We start from the raw sequence: 18,635 nt of genomic DNA on the forward strand, positions 1-18,635 counted from the left end.
CGGCACACGGCCGGGCCACCGTCAGGCCGGGGGGCCTGCAGCCAACACAAGTCGAAAGGGTTACGTGAGCGGCATCGGGCCGCCCCCGGTGTCAGGCGGCGGAAGTCGAGATCAGGTTGCTGGCCTTCGCCTGTTCCAGCCGGATGGCGACGAACTTGGAAGTCGGGGTGAAGGTGCGGTCACCGTAACTTTCCAGCGGCACCAGCGGGTTGGTCTCGGGGTAGTACGCCGCCGCCTGACCGGCCGGAATGTCGTAGGCGATCAGGGTGAAACCGCTGACCCGTCGCTCGCGCTCGTCGTCCCACAGCGCCACCAGATCAACCTTCTGCCCCGGTTCGAAACCCAACCGGCGAATGTCCTGCGCGTTGGCGAACACCACGTCGCGCATGCCGTAGACCCCGCGATAGCGATCGTCCAAACCGTACAGCGTGGTGTTGTACTGATCGTGGGAACGCATGGTCTGCAGAATCAGGTGCGGCTTGACCGCCAGGTTGCGCACGCCCTCGCTGATCAGGTGCTCCGGCAACACGCTCGGGGTGAACTGAGCCTTGCCGCTGGCGGTTTTCCAGATGCGCTTGGCCGCGTCGTTGGGCATGTGGAAACCGCCCGGATGCAGCAAGCGCCGGTTGAAGTCTTCGAAGCCGGGAATGGTGTCGGCAATCATGTTGCGGATGCGGCCGTAATCGCCGATGGCCCAGTTCCAGTCGATCGGGTGCTTGCCCAGGGTCGCGGTGGCGATGCCGGCAATGATCGCAGGCTCCGAGCGCAGGTGTTTCGACTTCGGTTTCAGTTGGCCGTGGGAGATGTGGATCATGCTGAAGGTGTCTTCCACGGTGACGCCTTGCGGTCCTTCGGCCTGGATGTCGATGTCGGTGCGGCCCAGGCACGGCAGGATCAGCGCTTCACGACCGGTGACCAGATGGCTGCGGTTGAGCTTGGTGGCGATGTGCACGGTGAGGTCGCATTTGCGCAACGCAGCGTGGGTGCGCGGCGTGTCGGGGGTGGCCTGGGCAAAGTTGCCGCCCAGGGCGATAAACACCTTCGAACGCCCCTGCTCCATCGCGCCAATCGCCATCACAGTGTTGTGACCATGCTCACGCGGCGGCTTGAAGGAGAAGCGTTTTTCCAGGGCATCGAGCAAATCCGCAGGCGCCAGTTCGTTGATGCCCATGGTGCGGTCGCCCTGCACGTTACTGTGACCGCGAACCGGTGACAGACCCGCGCCCGGACGGCCGACATTGCCGCGCAGCAGCATCAGGTTGATGACTTCCTGCAGCGTCGGCACCGAGTGCGTGTGTTGGGTCAGGCCCATCGCCCAGCACATGATCACCCGCTTGGACCGGGCGTACATGCGGGCAGCGAGTTCGATGTCCGCCAGGGGCATGCCTGACTGCTGCTCGATGTGCTCCCAACTGGTGGCGTCGACTTCCCCAAGGTAGGCGCCCATTCCCGAGGTGTGTTCAGCGATGAACTCATGGTCGAACACCGGTTCGCCGCCGGTGGCCTGTGCTTCGCGCTCCCATTGCAGCAGGAACTTGACCATGCCACGCATGACCGCCATGTCACCGCCAAGTGCCGGGCGGAAGTACGCGGTGTTGGTCGGCTCGGAGCCGTTCAGCAACATTTCGATCGGGTGCTGCGGGTGCTGGAAGCGCTCCAGTCCGCGCTCCTTGAGTGGGTTGATGCAGATCACCTGTGCACCGCGCTTGACCGCTTCGCGCAACGGTTCGAGCATCCGTGGGTGGTTGGTGCCGGGGTTCTGGCCGATGACGAAAATCGCATCGGCATGCTCCAGGTCGTCAAACACCACGGTGCCTTTGCCCACGCCGAGGCTTTCGATCATGCTCACCGCGCTGGCTTCGTGGCACATGTTCGAGCAGTCCGGAAAGTTGTTGGTACCGTAGGCCCGGACGAACAACTGATAGAGAAAGGCTGCCTCATTGCTGGCCCGGCCCGAGGTGTAGAACTCGGCCTGATCCGGCGATTCCAGCGCATTGAGGTGCCGGGCGATCGTCGCGAACGCTTCGTCCCAGGTGGTTTCCACGTAACGGTCGGTGGCCGCGTCATAGCGCATCGGGTGGGTCAGACGGCCCTGATACTCCAGCCAGTAATCGCTCTGCTCGGCCAGCGCCGAGACGCTGTATTTGTTGAAGAAGGCCGGGTCGACCAAACGGCCCGTGGCTTCCCAGTTAACCGCCTTGGCGCCGTTTTCGCAGAACTTGACCATGCCGTTTTCCGGCGACTCGCCCCAGGCACAACCGGGGCAGTCGAACCCGCCGTTCTGGTTGGTCTTGAGCATGGCGCGAATGTTCTTCAGCGCGTTTTCACTGCCCAGCCAGTTTTTGGTAACAGCGATCAGCGCCCCCCAACCAGCGGCGGCACCTTTGTAGAGTTTATAGCGGTCGACTTGAGACATGGTACTTCTCCGTGACAATGCACACAGGCTTCGACCTGATTCAGGTCATTGTTCGATTTGCGGAGAAAGCATATGAATGGCGTTTAAATATTGTCTAATCGCTATTTATGACCACATTATCGAGATGCTCTATCACGGATTTTTATCCTTGTTTTTCAACTACTTAAAATAATATAAAGTCCTTTTAACGACGAAATAAAGTTGATCATCGACCCGGTCGATCACCCGGTCATTAATAGTGATTGGACGAATCCTTAAGTTGCTCTTAGCCTGCGCTCAACAAGTCCGAAAACAACCTGATTCATACCTGTAGGAGCGAGCCYGCTCGCGATGGACTCAAGGGCACCGCGTTCAACCAGAAAGCGCGCGTAATCGTTAACGACCATCGCGAGCAGGCTCGCTCCTACAGTTTTTCGGATACTCATTCAATGCATGCGGTGCCAGGAGAGAAAATCATGTCAGAACGAGTCTTGATCGATGGCTTCTCCCGGCGCGTGGACTATCTGCGGATGTCGGTCACCGACCGCTGCGATTTCCGTTGCGTGTATTGCATGGCCGAGGACATGCAGTTTCTGCCGCGCCAACGGGTGCTGACCCTGGAAGAGATTTATCAACTGGCACAAAGCTTCGTGGCGCTGGGCACCCGCAAGATCCGCCTGACCGGGGGCGAGCCGCTGATCCGTCCCGGCGTGGTGCAGTTGTGCGAGAAGATCGCCGCCCTGCCCGACCTGCGTGAACTGTGCATGACCACCAACGGTTCGCAGCTGGCCAAACTGGCCGAGCCGTTGTTCGACGCCGGGGTCAAGCGCCTCAACATCAGCCTCGATTGCCTGGACCCGCAACGTTTTCGCGAACTGACCCGCACCGGTGATCTGGCGCAGGTGATCAAGGGCATCGACGCCGCCAACCACGCGGGATTTCGCAATACCAAGCTCAATTGCGTGGTGATGAAGGGCCGCAACGACCATGAGATCAATGATCTGGTGAGCTTCGCCATCGACCGCAACCTCGACATTTCCTTCATCGAGGAAATGCCGCTGGGTACCATCCATGAGCACAGCCGCGCCGAATCGTTTTTCTCCAGTGCCCAGGTCCGCGAACGCATCGCCGAACGCTACACTTTGATTGATTCCGCCGAGTCGACCCAAGGTCCGTCGCGCTACTGGCGCCTGGCCGAGGCGCCGCAGATTCGCCTGGGGTTCATCTCCCCCCACAGCCACAACTTTTGCGGCACCTGCAATCGGGTGCGGCTGACCGTGGAAGGACGTCTGCTGCTGTGCCTGGGCAATGAGCACTCAGTGGATCTCAAGGCTGTTTTGCGCAGCCACCCCGGACAGCCCGAGCGCCTGGAAAAAGCCATTATCGAGGCGATGAAACTCAAGCCTTATCGACACAACTTCGAAGTGAACGACGATGTCCAGGTCATTCGCTTCATGAACATGACGGGCGGCTGAAACCCATGATCGTGAGACCCAAACCCAACCTGATCGGCGTGCTGACATCCCTCAAGGGTTCGATTGCCAAGCGCATTGCCTGGCGCAGCCTGATGGTGACGTTGCTCGCCTCGGCCATCGTGCTCATTGAAACCTTGCATCCCAGTTACTTTTCCAAGGTCAGCGCCACGCCCTTCACGCTGCTGGGCTTGTCGTTGTCGATCTTCATGAGCTTTCGCAACAACGCCTGCTATGACCGCTGGTATGAAGCGCGCAAGGCGTGGGGCGATGTGATCGTGGAAGTCCGCTCGATGATTCGTGAAACCCTGGCCATCAAGGACACGGATGAGCGACACACGGTCCTCAGCAACCTGTGCGGCTTCGCCCATGCCCTCAACGCGCGGCTGCGCCAGGAAAACGAACTGGCCGCCAGTGGCGACTGGCTGCAGCCGATGCCCAGGGGCAACACCACGGACGTCAGCGGGCAGATACTGATGCAGGTCGGTCAACAGTGCTCGGCACTCAACGAGTCCGGGGCGATCAACGACTGGCGCTACACGCTCATGGCCAACCACCTGGCCGGCCTGACCCACGCGCAGGCGGTCTGTGAACGGATCAAGAACACTCCACTGCCGTTTCCCTACACCCTGTTGCTGCACCGCACCATCTACCTGTTCTGCATCCTCCTGCCGTTCGCCATGGCCGAACCCCTGGGCTGGCTGACACCGATTTTCACCGCGATTGTCAGCTACACCTTTTTCGGCCTGGATGCGATTGCCGACGAACTGGAAGACCCCTTCGGCCGCGATGAAAACGACCTGCCCACCGACGCCATCGTGCGCAACATCGAGCGTGATGTACTGGCGGCCCTGGGTGTGACGGAATTGCCGCCACAACTGGAACCGGTGGATTTTGTGTTGAACTGATACTCAAGAAACACACAAATTCTGTGGGAGCGAGCTTGCTCGCGATAGCGGTCTGCCTGCCAACATCTCTATTGGATTTGCCGGCCTCATCGCGAGCAAGCCCGCTCCCACAGTTTGTTTGCGGAATTCAGAACAGCTCGCTGAAGGGTATGAACCGTGCCGTGTCGCCCACTTCCAGTGTGCAGCCTTCCGGTATTTCCAGCAGCCCGTCGGCCCAGGACGCGCCCAACAAAACGCCTGAACTCTGGTTCGGATACAGCACCGCGCGACCGGCTTCGAGTTTCGCCCGCAGGTACTCGCGGCGGCTTCCGGGTTTGGGCCAGGCAAAGCCGACACTCACCGGGAAGCTCAAAGGCTCGACGTCTTCGACGCCCTGAATCCGCAACAGATAAACCCGAGCCAACAGACCGAAAGTGACCAACGCCGATGTCGGATTGCCCGGCAGGCCAATTACCGGCACACGGCCGAAGTGGCCCACGGTCAATGGCTTGCCGGGTTTGATCGAGAGTTTCCACAGCAATGGCTTGCCGCACTCGCGCAGTACCTGGCCAAGGCAGTCGGCGTCACCGGCAGACACGCCGCCCGTGCTGAGCATCAGGTCCGCCCTGTGTTGCAGCTGTTCGAGCTTGAGCCGCGTCTGCCGTGGCTCGTCGGGGAGAATGCCGGCCTCGATGACCTCGCAACCCAACGCACTCAACCAATGGCTCAACAAGGTGCGGTTGCTGTTGTAGATGCAGCCGGGTTTGAGTGGCGTGCCCGGATCGACCAGTTCATCGCCGGTGGACAGCAATGCCACCCGTGGTCGCCGCACCACCTGCACATGGGTGCAGCCCTGCGCCGCCGCGACTGCCAATTCGAACGGACCGAGGCGCTTGCCGGCGCGCAGCAATACATCGCCGGCGCGGTTCTCTTGCCCTTGCGGGCGGATGTTGCTGCCGGCGCTCAGAGGCTGCTTGAAGCGGATACGTCCGTCCTCCAGCACCTCGGTGTTCTCCTGCATCTCCACGCTGTTGGCACCCGGCGGAACAGGCGCACCGGTGAAGATGCGCGCGCAGGTTCCCGGTGCCAGAGTTTCGGGGGCGTGACCGGCAAATACCTGCTGCGACACGGTCAGCGGTGCCCCGTCCCAACCGTCGACATTCAGGGCATACCCGTCCATGGCGCTGTTGGGCCATGGCGGCAGATCGAGGGTCGCCACCAGATCATTGGCCAACACCCGTTGCCTGGCGGCACTTAGCGGCACCGCTTCGCTTTCCTCAATCGACTGTGCCTCGGCCATTGTCAGCAAACGGCCGATGGCATCTTCCACCGGCATCAAGGGTGAATGACTCATCCCCGCGTCCCGCAGGCTTGCACAGGCTTGAGGTGCGGTACGAAATTGCACGGCCGGTGGCGGGCGTCGAGTTGCTCGGCGAGGATGCCTTCCCACGCAGTGCGGCAGGCGCCCGTGGAGCCCGGCAGGCAGCAGACCAGCGTGCCATTGGCCAGTCCGGCCAGGGCCCGGCTCTGCACCGTGGAGGTGCCGATGTCGAGGATCGAAATCGCCCGGAACAGCTCACCGAAGCCATCGATCTGTTTATCCAGCAAACAGGCCACGGCCTCGGGTGTGCTGTCGCGGCCGGTGAACCCGGTGCCGCCCGTGATCAGCACCACCTGGATGCCGTCGTCGGCAATCCAGTTCGCCACCTGCGCGCGGATCTTGTACAGGTCATCCTTGAGCAGGTTGCGCTCGCTGAGGGTGTGGCCGGCTTCCAGCAAGCGACTGACGAGCAGTTGACCGGAGGTGTCATTGGCATATTCACGGGTATCGCTGACGGTCAGCACGGCAATATTCAGGGGTATAAACAATGCATCCGGTTTGACGCTCATGGGGTTCTCCGGCAGGTATTAGCTAAATAGCTGAATTAAACAACTTCCGGAGACTAATTCGATAAATCAAGCCCTGTCTAATCACTCTAACCAACCAGACTATCGAGCCAATCTATCAATATAAAAAGACCAGGAAAAACATCAATGATAGAGCCCATCGATAACCCCTTAGATAGCAGTGATTGGACGCACGCCGAAGACAATGAGATCGTCTCGGCTCACGTTTTCTGCCTTACCTTGTGTCTTGCGCACCTGAGTCAATACTTAACCCCTCACTCCCCCGCCAGCAGGTGCCGTCATGGACATCAAACAACTCAAGTTCCTGATCGCCCTGGAGCAGACCCGCCACTTCGGCCAGGCTGCCGCGCGCTGCCACATCACCCAGCCCACGCTGTCGATGCGCCTGCGCAATCTTGAGGATGAACTGGACCTGGTGTTGGTCACCCGGGGCCAGCGCTTCGAGGGTTTTACCGAGGCCGGCGAGCGTGTACTGGCGTGGGCCAGGACCCTGCTGGCCGCCCACGACGGGCTCTTCGCCGAGGCTGCCGCGTGCCGGGGCCAACTCGTCGGCAACTTGCGCCTGGGGCTGGTGCCCCTCAGCAGCTTCAACCCGGTCACCTACATTCAGGGCCTGTCCCGCAGCTTTCCCGAGCTCAAGTACAGCCTGTCGTCCTTGAGTTCCGACCAGATCATCGAGGGCCTTGGCAACAATCAGCTGGACCTGGGCGTGTGCTACCTCGATCACGTCAACCCGAGCTATTTCGAGTTTTTCGAGATCGGCGAGACCCGCGTCGGCCTGCTGTACGACACCCGCCACTTCCATTTCGACGGCACGCAAATGAGCTGGGAGGACGCCGCCGAACTGCCGCTGGGGATGCTCAGCAACGGCATGCACTACCGCAAATCCATCGACCTGAGCTTTCGCAGCCGCGGACTGGACCCGCAGCCGATCCTGGAAAGCGATTCGACCTACCAGTTGCTGCAGGCGATTCACGAGGGTTTCTGTTGCGCGATCATGCCGCTGGACAGTGGCCTGGAAGAGCCCATCGAACACCTGTCGTTCATCGAATTGCCGGATGCCAGCGTGCTCGCGCCCCTGGGCCTGGTGATGCGCAAGACCGAACCGCGCTCGGCGATTGCCGAGAAGTGTTTTGCCGAAGCGCGAACTTTGTTCAGCCGGACTAACTGATCAAGTTTCGGCTTTATATAAAACCGGACCAGATATGTTTGGCCAGCCTGATAGACATCACCAATCGGCACATCGGAACAAGCGATTGGACCCGTTAAAAAGTTACCCGTAGCCCGAACTTAATTAAGCGCTTCGAGATTTTTTTCATGTTGTGCCAAGTTGAACAAACCGATATTCGAAGCGACACTAACGCCCCCGCGCCCAAACCGCTGAGTGTGAACTTTCGCGAGTACGACAACGCTGCGTCAGTTTGTCAGGCGGCGCTGGGTCACCGTGGCGGCRTTGACCCTCTACGACATGTGCAAGGCAGTGGACCGAGGCATGGTCATCGATGACATCCGCCTGCTGAGCAAACAAGGTGGCCGCTCCGGCCATTTCAAGTTCGAGGACGCCCAATGATCCTGATCAATTACTTCGCCCGTTACCGCGAACAGCTCAACCTGGGCGGTGAAAAACTGCCCCTGACCGACAGCCTCAAGACCATCGAAGACGTGCGCCGCCTGCTGATGGCTCGCGGTGAGCTGTGGAGCCATGTGCTCGGTGAGAACAACCTCATGTGCGCGCTGAACCAGGAGCTGTGTCATCCGGACCGGGTGATCGAGGACTATGACGAGATCGCCTTTTTTCCACCGGTCACCGGGGGTTGAGGCATAAGACGTGGGGTCCGGCGCACGCTGGGTCGATGCCCGTGACAGCGACCGGTCAGCCGTCGAGCGCTGGGCAGAGGCGCAGCATCAAGCGACTATCCAACGCACTGCGGCATTGCATTGCTTCGGTTCAAGCGCGGGGTGATTGAGGTTTTGATCGGCTGCGGGTTGATCGGCCTTATCGTGCGCCTGATGTTCTGAATCAAACATTTACACGCGCCGCAATCCTCCCTAGTATCCAGCCGTCCCCCGAATGGCTTGTTCCACTCGCCACCGACGATTTCCGCCGCCGGAAACCTGCGCCATGCGTACTTTGCCGTCAGAACAGCAGCTGCTGAAACTCTCGAACCTGGCCACCTCGCTGCTGGCCGTGGACGGCATTGCATGAAGCGCATCGTCAACCTGCCCATGGCCCTGCGCCGCTCCAAACTGCGTCACTCCGCACGTCCGCCGGATAGCGCCCTGCTCGCCTGATCGGCGAGCCCCCCTCCTTCGCTATCCCTGCGTTTGCTCAGCGTATGCAATCCCTATGGGAGCGAGCCTGCTCGCGAWWGCGGAGTGTCATTCGACATCAACGGTGAATGACACTCCGCWWTCGCGAGCAGGCTCGCTCCTACAAGTTGCGCACTTCGACTGACTGGCATTGGTTTCTCCCAATTCTGCCTGGACACCGACATGACTCAACGTTGCAATTCCTACTACACCGCCACCCTCGACCAGGACACCGATTACCCGACGCTGCAAGGCCGGCACCGGGTTGACGTGGTGATCATCGGCGGCGGATTCACCGGCGTGGCCACCGCCGTCGAGCTGGCCGAAAAAGGCCTGAAGGTCGCCATCGTCGAAAGCCACAAGATCGGGTGGGGCGCCACCGGGCGCAATGGCGGCCAGGTCACCGGCAGCCTGTCGGGCGACGAAGCCATGCGCAAACAGATGCGCCGCACCATCGGCGATGAAGTCGACGACTTCATCTGGAACCTGCGCTGGCGCGGACACCAGATCATCCGGCAGCGCGTGGAAAAATACGGCATCGCCTGCGACCTCAAGCACGGCCACCTGCACGCCGCGTACAAACCCGCGCACATGGACGGCTTGCGCAAGGATTACGACGAGGCGGTGCGCCGAGGCATGGGCGACGAAGTCAGCCTGCTCGACCGCAGCCAGGTGCGCGACCTGCTGCAAAGCGACCTCTACCACGGTGCGATCAAGAACACCCGCAACATGCACCTGCACCCGCTCAACCTGTGCATCGGCGAGGCCCGCGCAGCCGAGAGCCTCGGTGCATTGATCTTCGAGAACAGCGAAGTGCTGGAGATCATCCACGGCGATGGCCTTCACAAGAGCCCCGGCATACGCACCGCCCACGGGCAGATCGACGCCAATCAGGTGCTGCTGGCCGGCGACGTCTACCACAAGCTGGAACCGGGAAAACTCAAGGGCAAGATTTTCCCGGCCATGGGCGGCATCGTCACCACCGAGCCGCTGGGCGATCTGGCCAGACAGATCAACCCCGAAGACCTGGCGGTCTACGACTGCCGTTTCGTACTCGACTACTACCGCCTCACCGCCGACGGTCGCCTGTTGTTCGGTGGCGGCGCCAACTACAGCGGCAAGGATTCGCGCGACATCGCCGCCGAGCTGCGCCCGTGCATCGAGCAGACCTTCCCGGCGCTCAAAGGCGTGGCCATCGACTACCAGTGGAGCTGCGCGATGGGCATCGTGATCAACCGCATCCCGCAACTGGGCAAGCTCTCGGACAACGTCTGGTATTGCCAGGGCTACTCCGGCCATGGCATCGCCACCACCCACATCATGGGTGAAATCATGGGCCGGGCGATCACAGGGCAACTGGAGCAGTTCGACACCTTCGCCGCCTGCCAGCACATCCGCGTGCCCATGGGCGACTTGCTCGGCAACCCGATGCTCGCCGCGGGCATGTGGTACTACCAGATGCTTGAGCGATTGCGCTGAGGTTGTTGGTCAGCACATTCAGTATGGATGCTGCCTGGGCTGGCCCCATCGCGAGCAGGCTCGCTCCTACAAGGTTTGTTTGTCAGCCTCGATATTTGTGCTCGACAACGATCCCTGTAGGAGCGAGCCTGCTCGCGAAGAGGCCGGTACATTCAACACACATTCAGCGCCAGTCACATCGCCATCGTCGGATCGCCGCCCGGAGCAAGCCCGCTCCCACAAAGACCCGCTCAAGCCTGCACCACCTCGATCCCCAACGCCCGGTAGTCCTCGACATTGCCTGACGCCACATGCTGCTCGGTGATCAGCGTGTGCACGCGGTTGCAAGGCGCGACGACAAAGGGCTCCACCGCACCGAGCTTGTCCGCGGTGGTGACGGCAATCACATGGGAAGCACAGTCGAGCATCGCCTGTTTCACCGGCACTTCATCGAAGTGCAGTGAGCTTAAGCCCACCTGTGGGTGTATCGCGCAGACCCCGGTAAACAACAGGTCGGCCTTGATGCCCGCCAGCAACCGCAGGGTTTCGTGGCCGCTGGCCGACATCGTCGCCGGGTTGAGCTGGCCGCCGGCCAGGATCACCTTGATGCCTTTGTATTCGGACAAGGTAATGGCCGTCATCGGCGACGCAGTGATCGCGGTGATGGCGATGTCCACCGGCAGCGAGCGCGCAATCTGCAAGGTGGTGGTGCCGGAATCGAACACCACGATCTGACCGTCCTGCACCCTTCGCGCGGCCAATTGCGCCAGATGGGTTTTCACCTCGTCGGTTTCGCTGATCCGGGTGAAATAGTCCTTGCCCGTATCCTTGGGCCGCGGCAACGCCCCGCCGTGCACCCGTTGCACCAGGCCGGCGCTGGCCAGCTCCGCCAGATCGCGGCGGATGGTGTCTTCGGACACCGCGAAATGCTGGCTCAACTCCGAGGCCATGACCTTGCCGTCACGTTCGAGGATCAACAGGATCTTTTGCCGGCGCACTGACGGAAGTTCGGCTGCAGAATGGTTGTCGTGCATGTTTTTGCTCGTTTATGCATGAAGTTGCGCGTTACCCGAGAGTATCTGCAACCCGGCGCAAAAACAACGAACCGGCCAAGTATCATTTTTTTCGATCTTTCAAATCATTACAGCGAATTTTTTATTTTTCTGTGACCTGTTCAAGATGGCGCCGTCACTCATGTTTTGGATGGAAACTTCATGAATATCAATTTTGCCTTTGCGTGCATGATCGTGGTCTCGTTTACGATTGCGCTGGTACACGCCTGATGGCATGCAGCAGGAGCCGGCGTGGACTGGCTCCTGCCCGATGCATCGATCAGAATTTTTCCTGGATGTACTTGAACGGATAGTTCGGGTCCCGATAGTTACCGGGAGTCTGCCGTTTGGGCAGTTTCACTTTTGCCCGCGGTACTTCCTCATAAGGAACGCTGCTCAGCACATCGCTGATGATGTTCAGCCGCGCCCGCCGCTTGTCATTGGAGTTGGCGACCCGCCAAGGGGCGAATTTGGTGTCGGTGTACTTGAACATGTCGTCCCGGGCACGGGAGTAGTCGTACCAACGGTTGTAGGACTTGAGGTCCATCGGCGACAGCTTCCAGATCTTGCGCCCGTCGGTGATACGCGCCTTGAGGCGTCGGGTCTGTTCTTCCTGGCTCACCTCAAGCCAGTACTTGATCAGGATGATTCCCGATTCGACCAGTGCCTGCTCGACGCGCGGCGCCACGGTGAGAAACGTGCGCACCTGCTCTTCGCTGCAAAAGCCCATGACCCGCTCGACCCCGGCGCGGTTGTACCAGCTGCGATCGAAGATCACCACTTCACCGGCCGCCGGCAGGTGCGGCAGATAACGTTGCAAATACATCTGGCTTTTTTCCCGGTCGGTCGGTGCCGGCAACGCCATCACCCGGAACACTCGCGGACTGACCCGTTCGGTCAGCGCCTTGATGGTCCCGCCCTTGCCGGCGCCATCACGGCCCTCGAAGATGATGCAAATCTTCGCGCCCGTGTACTGCACCCACTCCTGCAGCTTGACCAGCTCGACATGCAGCTTCGCCAGTTCCTCGAGATACACCTTGTTCTTCAGCTTGTCGCCTTCGACCGGTTTGCTTTTCGGTGCAGCCTTCTTCTTTGCCATGCCCGTTACCTCCTTCAATGCGTCACACAGCGTCCGGAGTGCGCCCGGCCGCGTTCATTCAGCCTCGACTGCGCTGGTAATGCTCAACCGCCTGCTCCAGGTTCAGGAACATGCGCGCCTCGCCCAACGTATGGCCCAAGGGCGCCTTGATAACCATGTCCCATACGCCCGGGCTCATGCCCACCAGCCACAGTGAAATACCTTTTTCCCGCAGTTGCTGTTCCGCCCCGGTGAGCATTTTCAGGGCGGTGTACTCCAGGTCGAACACGCTGCGCAGGTCCAGAATCACCACGGAGGGCCTTGCATCTTCGATCAGGGGTCGCATCTTCATGCCGATGCGCTGGGCATTGGCGAAAAAAATCCGCCCTTCAGGCCGCAGCAACAGCAGCCCGTCAAAGTGTTCGTCATCGAGGTGTTCGGCGGACTGCGGCCGATACACATTGGTGCCAGGCTTGCGCCCGAGGACATGCACGGGCGGGTCCGAGACCTGATAGGCCAGGGCCAGCAACGAGACGATAATCGCCACGACGATCCCTTGCAGCGTGCCCAGCAACATCACGCCGATCATGGCCACTACGGCCCAGGCAAATTCGGTACGGCGAACCGACAGGATCTCGCGAAATTCCGCCGGCTCGATCAGGCCCACCGAATACACAATCACCACAGCGGCGAGCGTGGCATTGGGCATCAGGCCAATCAGCGGCGCCAGCAGCAGGCAAGTGCCCAACGCCAGTGCTGCGGTGACCAGTGCGGCCAGTTGCGAACGGGCACCGGCCAAACGGTTCACCGCCGTTTGAGTGGTCCCGCCTCCCGCGACCATGGCCCCCAGAAACGCACCGCCGATGTTGGCAACGCCAGTGGCCAGCAGCTCCCGATTCGGCTGTGGTGGGGGCTCGTCACTGCGGGCGAACGCGCGCCCCGCCGCGATGGTTTCGGTGAAACTCATCAGCGCGATGCCCATCGCCGAAGGCCACAGGGTTTCGGCCAACGACCATACCGGCAGGGTCGGCGCGGGCAATCCGATCGGCACCAGGCCGACGGCGGACACACCAAAGCTCTCCAGGCCAAACAGGCTCATGCCAATGATGCCCAGCGCCACCGCGATCAACGGTGCAGGCAGCCGCGGCGTAAAACGCTTCATGCCGACCAGCAGCAGCACCATGAACACACCGACCGCCACGGTGGGCAGCGAGGCATGACCGATGCTCTGGACCGTGGCCAGCAGATTGTGCACAAATCCGCCTTTGTCGATGTGAGTGCCGAGCAATTTGGGTAGCTGGTCGAGAACGATGACCACACCGATGCCGGCCTTGAAACCCACCAGCACCGGTTCGGAAATGAAATTGGCGACGAAACCCAGGCGCAGCAACCCCGCGACGATCAGGATTGCGCCCACCATCAGGGCCAGCGTGGCGGAACCCGCCAGCAAGGTCGTCGCATCACCAGCTGGACTGATCTGGCCCAAGGCGGAACCGGCGAGAATGGCCAGGGTGGTCGTGGTGCTGACACTGAGCGGGCGCGACGTACCGAGCACGGCATAGATCACCATCGGCACTAGCGCCGTGTACAGCCCGACCTGCACCGGCAGGCCGGCAATGGTGGCGTACGCCAGCGCCTTGGGAATGACCACGGCCGCGGCCGTCAACCCGGCGACCACATCGCCCCGCAGCCAGTCTGGCCGATAACTGCCGAGCCATTGCGGGATCAACAGGCTGCGCAAGATACCCCGCTGTGGAGTGCCTGGAACCCGCTCTGGCGGATGGCTGCCTTGTTGATTCATGAGTCACTCCAGTCGCAAATCGTCCCGTGCGGATGATGAGTGGGCTCAACTGACCGCACAATCCTTTAACTGCACGCGTAACCATTGCAAACCGTCATCGGCATCGAAGCACGTGTGCCAGCAGGCAATTCACGCGGGCTCGACCAGTTACAAATGTAGTCGGTTTGCACGGCTACGCCGCCATGTGGCTGGCGAAGGGGACAGACGCCCCACCATCACCGGTCAAAAATGGAAAGCCTTATATGGACGACGTCATGAAAGCGATAAATGAGCTATACCCGCTAACTCCCCCATTGCAGTTCTTCAGCTCAGGAGTTTGGCAATGAAGCTCAAAACCTCACTGGCAGCACTCATGGTTGCGGCAAGCCTGTTCGGCTGCACCACTTCATCGACCCACGGCGTGAACGTTACCCTGGTCGCCACCCGGCAAAACGCCGGTCAGATCGGCACCGTCACGTTGACGGACTGGGACAAGAAAACCGGGCTGAGTTTCTTCGTCAGCGGTGTTCCAACCGGGGTTATCCTGCCCTTGCGTCTTTACTCTTTCATCAATAACGGCAGCTGCCAGCAACCAGGGTCAGTCGCCTACGCGATGAACGACACCGTCAACACCGAACGCCAGGCCGTACGCGGCTGGTCTTTTACCAGAACCGCGCCTGTGCCGTTGCAGACCCTGCTTGACGGCAAGTATTCGGTGGTCGTGCGCACGGCTGCGACCGATGGCAACGTCGATATTTTTTGCGGGGATATCAAGCCTGAAGTGCCAGCGAAATAGCCGCGACCCTTTCACGCCAGCCCTCGGTACCGCTCGTGCCACCGGTTGTCCGGTGCGAGCGGTGGCGGCTGGTGAGTGCAAAGGGGCCGGTAGAAGCTGCGGTCACGAACCTGTCATTACTCACTGATAACGTCCTGGCACTGCCCCGAACCGCACTCGCTCGATCTCCGATCGCCAGCTCCCCGTACCAGGGCTTTGCCCATCCGCTCAAGGTGACACTTCAGGTGTACTCAAGCACGACGTGCAAGCAAATCATCATCAGGTCCAACGACATGAGCTGCGACGACTTTGGCGCGTTGTTCTCGAGCCTGTTCGGCAACCTCTATTGCGACTCTGCGCCGCCACCGAAAAACATCATCATCGGTGGGGTCTATGGCCGGCACGAAGGGGTCAGTTTTCGTCGCATGCACTATCGCGGTGATTTCACGGTGGCCTTTCCCGCACCCCTTGATGAAATCACCTTCGTCATTCCCACCGCCGGCAAGATCATCTTCAACCACGTCACCGAGTCGGTTGGTTTTGCGCAGATCGGCCTGGCGATCGACAAGGCCGAAGTCCGCTCGGCGCGCTTTGTCGATAACCATGCACAGCACGGGATTTCGATCAGCCGGCGGTTGATCACCGAACGACTGTCGATGCTGCTGGGCAAACCTATCTTGCAAAAGGTGCATTTCGAACCAGTGGTGGATCTGAATGTGTCGGCCTTGCAAGGCATCAGGGCGTTGATTGAACTGGCCACGGGCAGCGAATTCGACCTGCTGATCAACACAGGCTCGCTGATGCCTTCGCGCCTTCGCGAAATGCTGGTCGATGCGGTGCTCGAAACCTGGCCGCACAACTTCACCGAAGCCCTTCAGCGCCCTTCCCCACTGATAGCGCCGCGGCATGTGAAGCTGGCCGTCGAGTACATTCAGGCGCATCCCGACCACCTGGCCAGCGGTACGGAACTGGCGCAGCTGACCAACGTCAGCCTGCGTGCATTGCAGGAAGGTTTTCAGCGTTTCATGGGCACTTCGATCGTGGCCTATCAGCGCCAGGTACGTCTGGAGCGCGCCTATGCCGCGCTGTCCCAGGGGGTGTCGCCGTCGGTGACAGACGTGGCCTTGCAACACGGTTTCAGCAATGTCGGGCGGTTTTGCCAGTATTTCCAGAGTGCCTACGGCATCAGTCCCGCAGACTTGAGAAAGGGGGTGCGAACGCGGTCAATGCCAGTCAATTGAAGATTTGTGGGAGCGAGCTTGCTCGCGATGGCGTCGTGTCAGGCAACATGGATGCTGGCTGCAAAATCGCCATCGCGAGCGAGCTCGCTCCCACATTCAATCCGTGTCGCCCGCCAATCCTGCGTACGACAAAAAAAACACCACTCCCACAAATTACCTTAACTGATCGTCAGAACAGATAACTGGCCTTCAGGCCGCCATTGAAGCCGTGGCTGTCGCCGCCACCACTTGCGCCGACTTCCGCCCCCACGCTCCAAGGACCAAGATTGGCCATGACATTTACGCCACCGGTGAACTGATCACGGTTGTCGAAGGCGGCTTGCTGTTCAACGTCCAGGCCCAGCAGGTGCCCTTCGCTGTCGACTTCAGGGTCGCCCAATACATGCTCGTAGCCCACTTGCACTCCCGGCACCACTTGCCAGGCGCCCATGCTGACCGGTGCAAAGGATGCGTTGAGGTTGGCCACCGCGCTCTTGCGGGTCTGGTGGATGCCGTCGACGTCGAGGGCCAACTCGCTGCCTTTTTCCTGGAAGCCGGACAGGTTGACGTGACTGACCCGCACACCGAGGCTCGGTTCGAGGGTGACACCGTTCAACGGCACACGGTAACCCAAGGCCAGGGTCGCGCCGGTGAGGTTGCCATGGCTGTCGCCCTTGGCCGTACCCAGGCCGCCGCCGAGTTCGCGCTTGCTCTCGTAATCGAGATAACCGGCGCTGGCATCGGCATCCACAAACAGGCCGCGTTCCAGGCCGTTTGGTGCAAAGCGGGCGCCCACACTGAAGAAGGTCAGGTCGGTATCGGCCTCGCCACCTGCACCACCGACATTGCCGCTGCTGTAGCCGAAACCGGCATGGGCGCTGAGCTGTTCGGAGAAGCGCTGGGTCAGACCAATCATCATTCCCTGGCTATGTTCGTTGCTGCTGGAGGCCTGAGAAGAGCCGTCGGTGCCCAGATAGCCCGCCAGGGCGGTGCTCCACAGGCGGTATTGCCCGGCCTTGAGGTCGATGCCGCTGGTGAACGGCGCGCCAGCCTGTTCGATCATCGCGCCCTGGCGCAACAGATAGCTGGCAGCGTCGGCATGCACCTGACCGCCGACGGTGGACTCGACGCCACCGAGGCTGCGCGCATCGATGGCCGACTGCAGGTAATAGTTGTAGGCGCTGTAGGTGCCCGACAGGTTGCTGTTCTGCAGTTGTTGCAACAACTGCGCGCCGGCAGCGGCGTTGCCGGCCAGGTCCGCCGCGCCAGGCAAGCTGTTGTAGAACACCATCTTGCCGCGCAGTACGTAGATGGTTTCCTGGGACAGGCCCAGGCCTTGCTTGAGGTAGTTATCCATCGTGCCGTACTGCGCGGTCACCTGGTCCAGGCCGGCTTGCAGGTAACTGGCCTCCACACCGATCAACGGCCCATAGATGGTTGCCAGGCTCGGTGGCAATGCCGCCAGGGTCGCCTTGATACGCGCGGCGGTGTAGTCGTTGGTCGCCAGGTAGTTGCTCATGATGGTGGCATCGTCGACCCCGGCGATGCTTTGCAACACTGCGGCGGTCCAGCCCGTACGGTCCTTGCCGGCGGTGCAATGGAACAGCGCGGCGCCATCGACCGCTGCCAGCTCATTGAACAGCTGATTGAACTCGCTGCGCATCCCCGCGTTCCGGACGAAATCGCGGTTGGTGTCCTGCATCATGACGGTGGCTTCGGCGGCGCTGTGGAACGCGATGTTGGTGACGTTCGCGCCAGACGTTGAGCCGCCGATGATGTCGATGTTGGTGTAGGTCGCACCCGTGGGCATCGTGTCGGGCGTGGCGGCGATCTCGCTGGGGGTGCGCAGGTCGTAGACAGCCTTGATACCCAGGCCGTTGAGGGTCGCCAGATCCGCCGCCGACGGGGTCAGCGCGTTAGAACGATAAAACACCCCGCCACGCATCGTGCCGTCATTGGCGGTGGAATACGCGGTGGCAAGACCGGCAACATCGCGGAAATTATCGATGCTCTTCAGGCGTGGCGTGTTGAGGGGGACAGTCTCGGCAGCCTGGGCGGCAGCGATGGACAGGCTCAATACAGACAGCGAACACACAAGTCGTTGGAACACAGTGCAGCCTCATTGGAATACCGTTGGGCTGACTAATATCTACATTGAAACGACGCTGAACATGACAAATCGCCCGCGGACGCAAATCACTGCGCAATGTGTCCGGGTGGTTCGTTTTCTGTCCGTGTAATGCCCGGCGATCAAATTCCAGTTGCAAAAAACCCGCTTGTTTCAGCGGGTTTTTGGCTTT

At 60.7% G+C, this 18,635-nt stretch carries 14 protein-coding genes and 1 pseudogene; 8 read left to right on the plus strand and 7 right to left on the minus strand.

What is annotated here, in order from left to right; all coding sequences use genetic code 11:
- Positions 1 to 91 precede the first annotated feature (91 nt).
- Positions 92 to 2,416, minus strand: a complete 2,325-nt coding sequence (locus AC1DRN_RS17400) for an FdhF/YdeP family oxidoreductase (RefSeq protein WP_457266235.1) — start codon at positions 2,414 to 2,416, stop codon at positions 92 to 94.
- A gap of 455 nt (positions 2,417 to 2,871) precedes the next feature.
- Between AC1DRN_RS17400 and moaA the strand changes: the two genes are divergently transcribed.
- Together moaA and AC1DRN_RS17410 are read left to right on the plus strand one after the other, a co-directional pair.
- Positions 2,872 to 3,870, plus strand: coding sequence for a GTP 3',8-cyclase MoaA (gene moaA, locus AC1DRN_RS17405; RefSeq protein ID WP_223463776.1), 999 nt, complete (start codon positions 2,872 to 2,874; stop codon positions 3,868 to 3,870).
- 5 nt (positions 3,871 to 3,875) lie between these two features.
- Positions 3,876 to 4,775, plus strand: coding sequence for a bestrophin family protein (locus AC1DRN_RS17410; protein WP_223463775.1), 900 nt, complete (start codon positions 3,876 to 3,878; stop codon positions 4,773 to 4,775).
- Positions 4,776 to 4,902: 127 nt separating this feature from the next.
- On the opposite strand, the gene AC1DRN_RS17415 is transcribed toward AC1DRN_RS17410, so the two are convergent.
- Together AC1DRN_RS17415 and moaB are read right to left on the minus strand one after the other, a co-directional pair.
- On the minus strand, positions 4,903 to 6,108 hold the full coding sequence (locus tag AC1DRN_RS17415) for a molybdopterin molybdotransferase MoeA (RefSeq protein WP_223463774.1): 1,206 nt from the start codon (positions 6,106 to 6,108) through the stop codon (positions 4,903 to 4,905).
- Positions 6,105 to 6,644: a molybdenum cofactor biosynthesis protein B gene (moaB, locus tag AC1DRN_RS17420; protein WP_007976036.1), complete on the minus strand. Its 540-nt coding sequence runs from the start codon at positions 6,642 to 6,644 to the stop codon at positions 6,105 to 6,107. Before moaB ends, AC1DRN_RS17415 begins: the two co-directional genes overlap by 4 nt.
- A 298-nt stretch (positions 6,645 to 6,942) precedes the next feature.
- Here moaB and AC1DRN_RS17425 point away from each other — a divergent pair, with 298 nt between their 5' ends.
- From AC1DRN_RS17425 to AC1DRN_RS17440, 4 genes and pseudogenes are all read left to right on the plus strand, one after another.
- Positions 6,943 to 7,833 (plus strand): LysR family transcriptional regulator, encoded by an 891-nt coding sequence (locus tag AC1DRN_RS17425; RefSeq protein WP_104447491.1) that lies wholly within the window; start codon positions 6,943 to 6,945, stop codon positions 7,831 to 7,833.
- Positions 7,834 to 8,103: 270 nt separating this feature from the next.
- Positions 8,104 to 8,232: pseudogene (locus AC1DRN_RS17430) on the plus strand (cyclic pyranopterin monophosphate synthase MoaC); the annotation flags it as partial.
- Positions 8,229 to 8,480 carry a molybdopterin converting factor subunit 1 gene (gene moaD / locus AC1DRN_RS17435; RefSeq protein ID WP_046044028.1) on the plus strand — a complete coding sequence of 84 codons (252 nt, stop codon included), beginning with the start codon at positions 8,229 to 8,231 and terminating at the stop codon, positions 8,478 to 8,480. The pseudogene AC1DRN_RS17430 and the gene moaD, both read left to right, overlap by 4 nt.
- Positions 8,481 to 9,155: 675 nt before the next feature.
- Positions 9,156 to 10,451 carry an NAD(P)/FAD-dependent oxidoreductase gene (locus AC1DRN_RS17440; RefSeq protein WP_223457649.1) on the plus strand — a complete coding sequence of 432 codons (1,296 nt, stop codon included), beginning with the start codon at positions 9,156 to 9,158 and terminating at the stop codon, positions 10,449 to 10,451.
- A gap of 230 nt (positions 10,452 to 10,681) precedes the next feature.
- On the opposite strand, the gene AC1DRN_RS17445 is transcribed toward AC1DRN_RS17440, so the two are convergent.
- The 3 genes from AC1DRN_RS17445 to AC1DRN_RS17455 form a co-directional block, all read right to left on the minus strand.
- Positions 10,682 to 11,464 carry a DeoR/GlpR family DNA-binding transcription regulator gene (locus AC1DRN_RS17445; RefSeq protein WP_223457647.1) on the minus strand — a complete coding sequence of 261 codons (783 nt, stop codon included), beginning with the start codon at positions 11,462 to 11,464 and terminating at the stop codon, positions 10,682 to 10,684.
- A gap of 298 nt (positions 11,465 to 11,762) precedes the next feature.
- Positions 11,763 to 12,581, minus strand: a complete 819-nt coding sequence (gene ppk2 / locus AC1DRN_RS17450) for a polyphosphate kinase 2 (RefSeq protein ID WP_223457645.1) — start codon at positions 12,579 to 12,581, stop codon at positions 11,763 to 11,765.
- Positions 12,582 to 12,639: 58 nt separating this feature from the next.
- A complete protein-coding gene (locus AC1DRN_RS17455) occupies positions 12,640 to 14,361 on the minus strand; it encodes a SulP family inorganic anion transporter (protein ID WP_223457643.1) in 1,722 nt (573 codons plus the stop codon).
- 322 nt (positions 14,362 to 14,683) lie between these two features.
- Between AC1DRN_RS17455 and AC1DRN_RS17460 the strand changes: the two genes are divergently transcribed.
- Both AC1DRN_RS17460 and AC1DRN_RS17465 read left to right on the plus strand, forming a co-directional pair.
- On the plus strand, positions 14,684 to 15,136 hold the full coding sequence (locus AC1DRN_RS17460) for a hypothetical protein (RefSeq protein ID WP_223457641.1): 453 nt from the start codon (positions 14,684 to 14,686) through the stop codon (positions 15,134 to 15,136).
- Between the two features lie 272 nt (positions 15,137 to 15,408).
- Positions 15,409 to 16,356, plus strand: coding sequence for a helix-turn-helix transcriptional regulator (locus AC1DRN_RS17465; protein WP_223457639.1), 948 nt, complete (start codon positions 15,409 to 15,411; stop codon positions 16,354 to 16,356).
- Between the two features lie 169 nt (positions 16,357 to 16,525).
- On the opposite strand, the gene AC1DRN_RS17470 is transcribed toward AC1DRN_RS17465, so the two are convergent.
- Entirely contained in the window at positions 16,526 to 18,445 is a 1,920-nt protein-coding gene (locus tag AC1DRN_RS17470) for a tyrosine-protein phosphatase (RefSeq protein WP_223457638.1), read from the minus strand.
- Positions 18,446 to 18,635: the final 190 nt, after the last annotated feature.

The sequence above is a fragment of the Pseudomonas sp. P5_B3 genome (genome assembly GCF_056400405.1).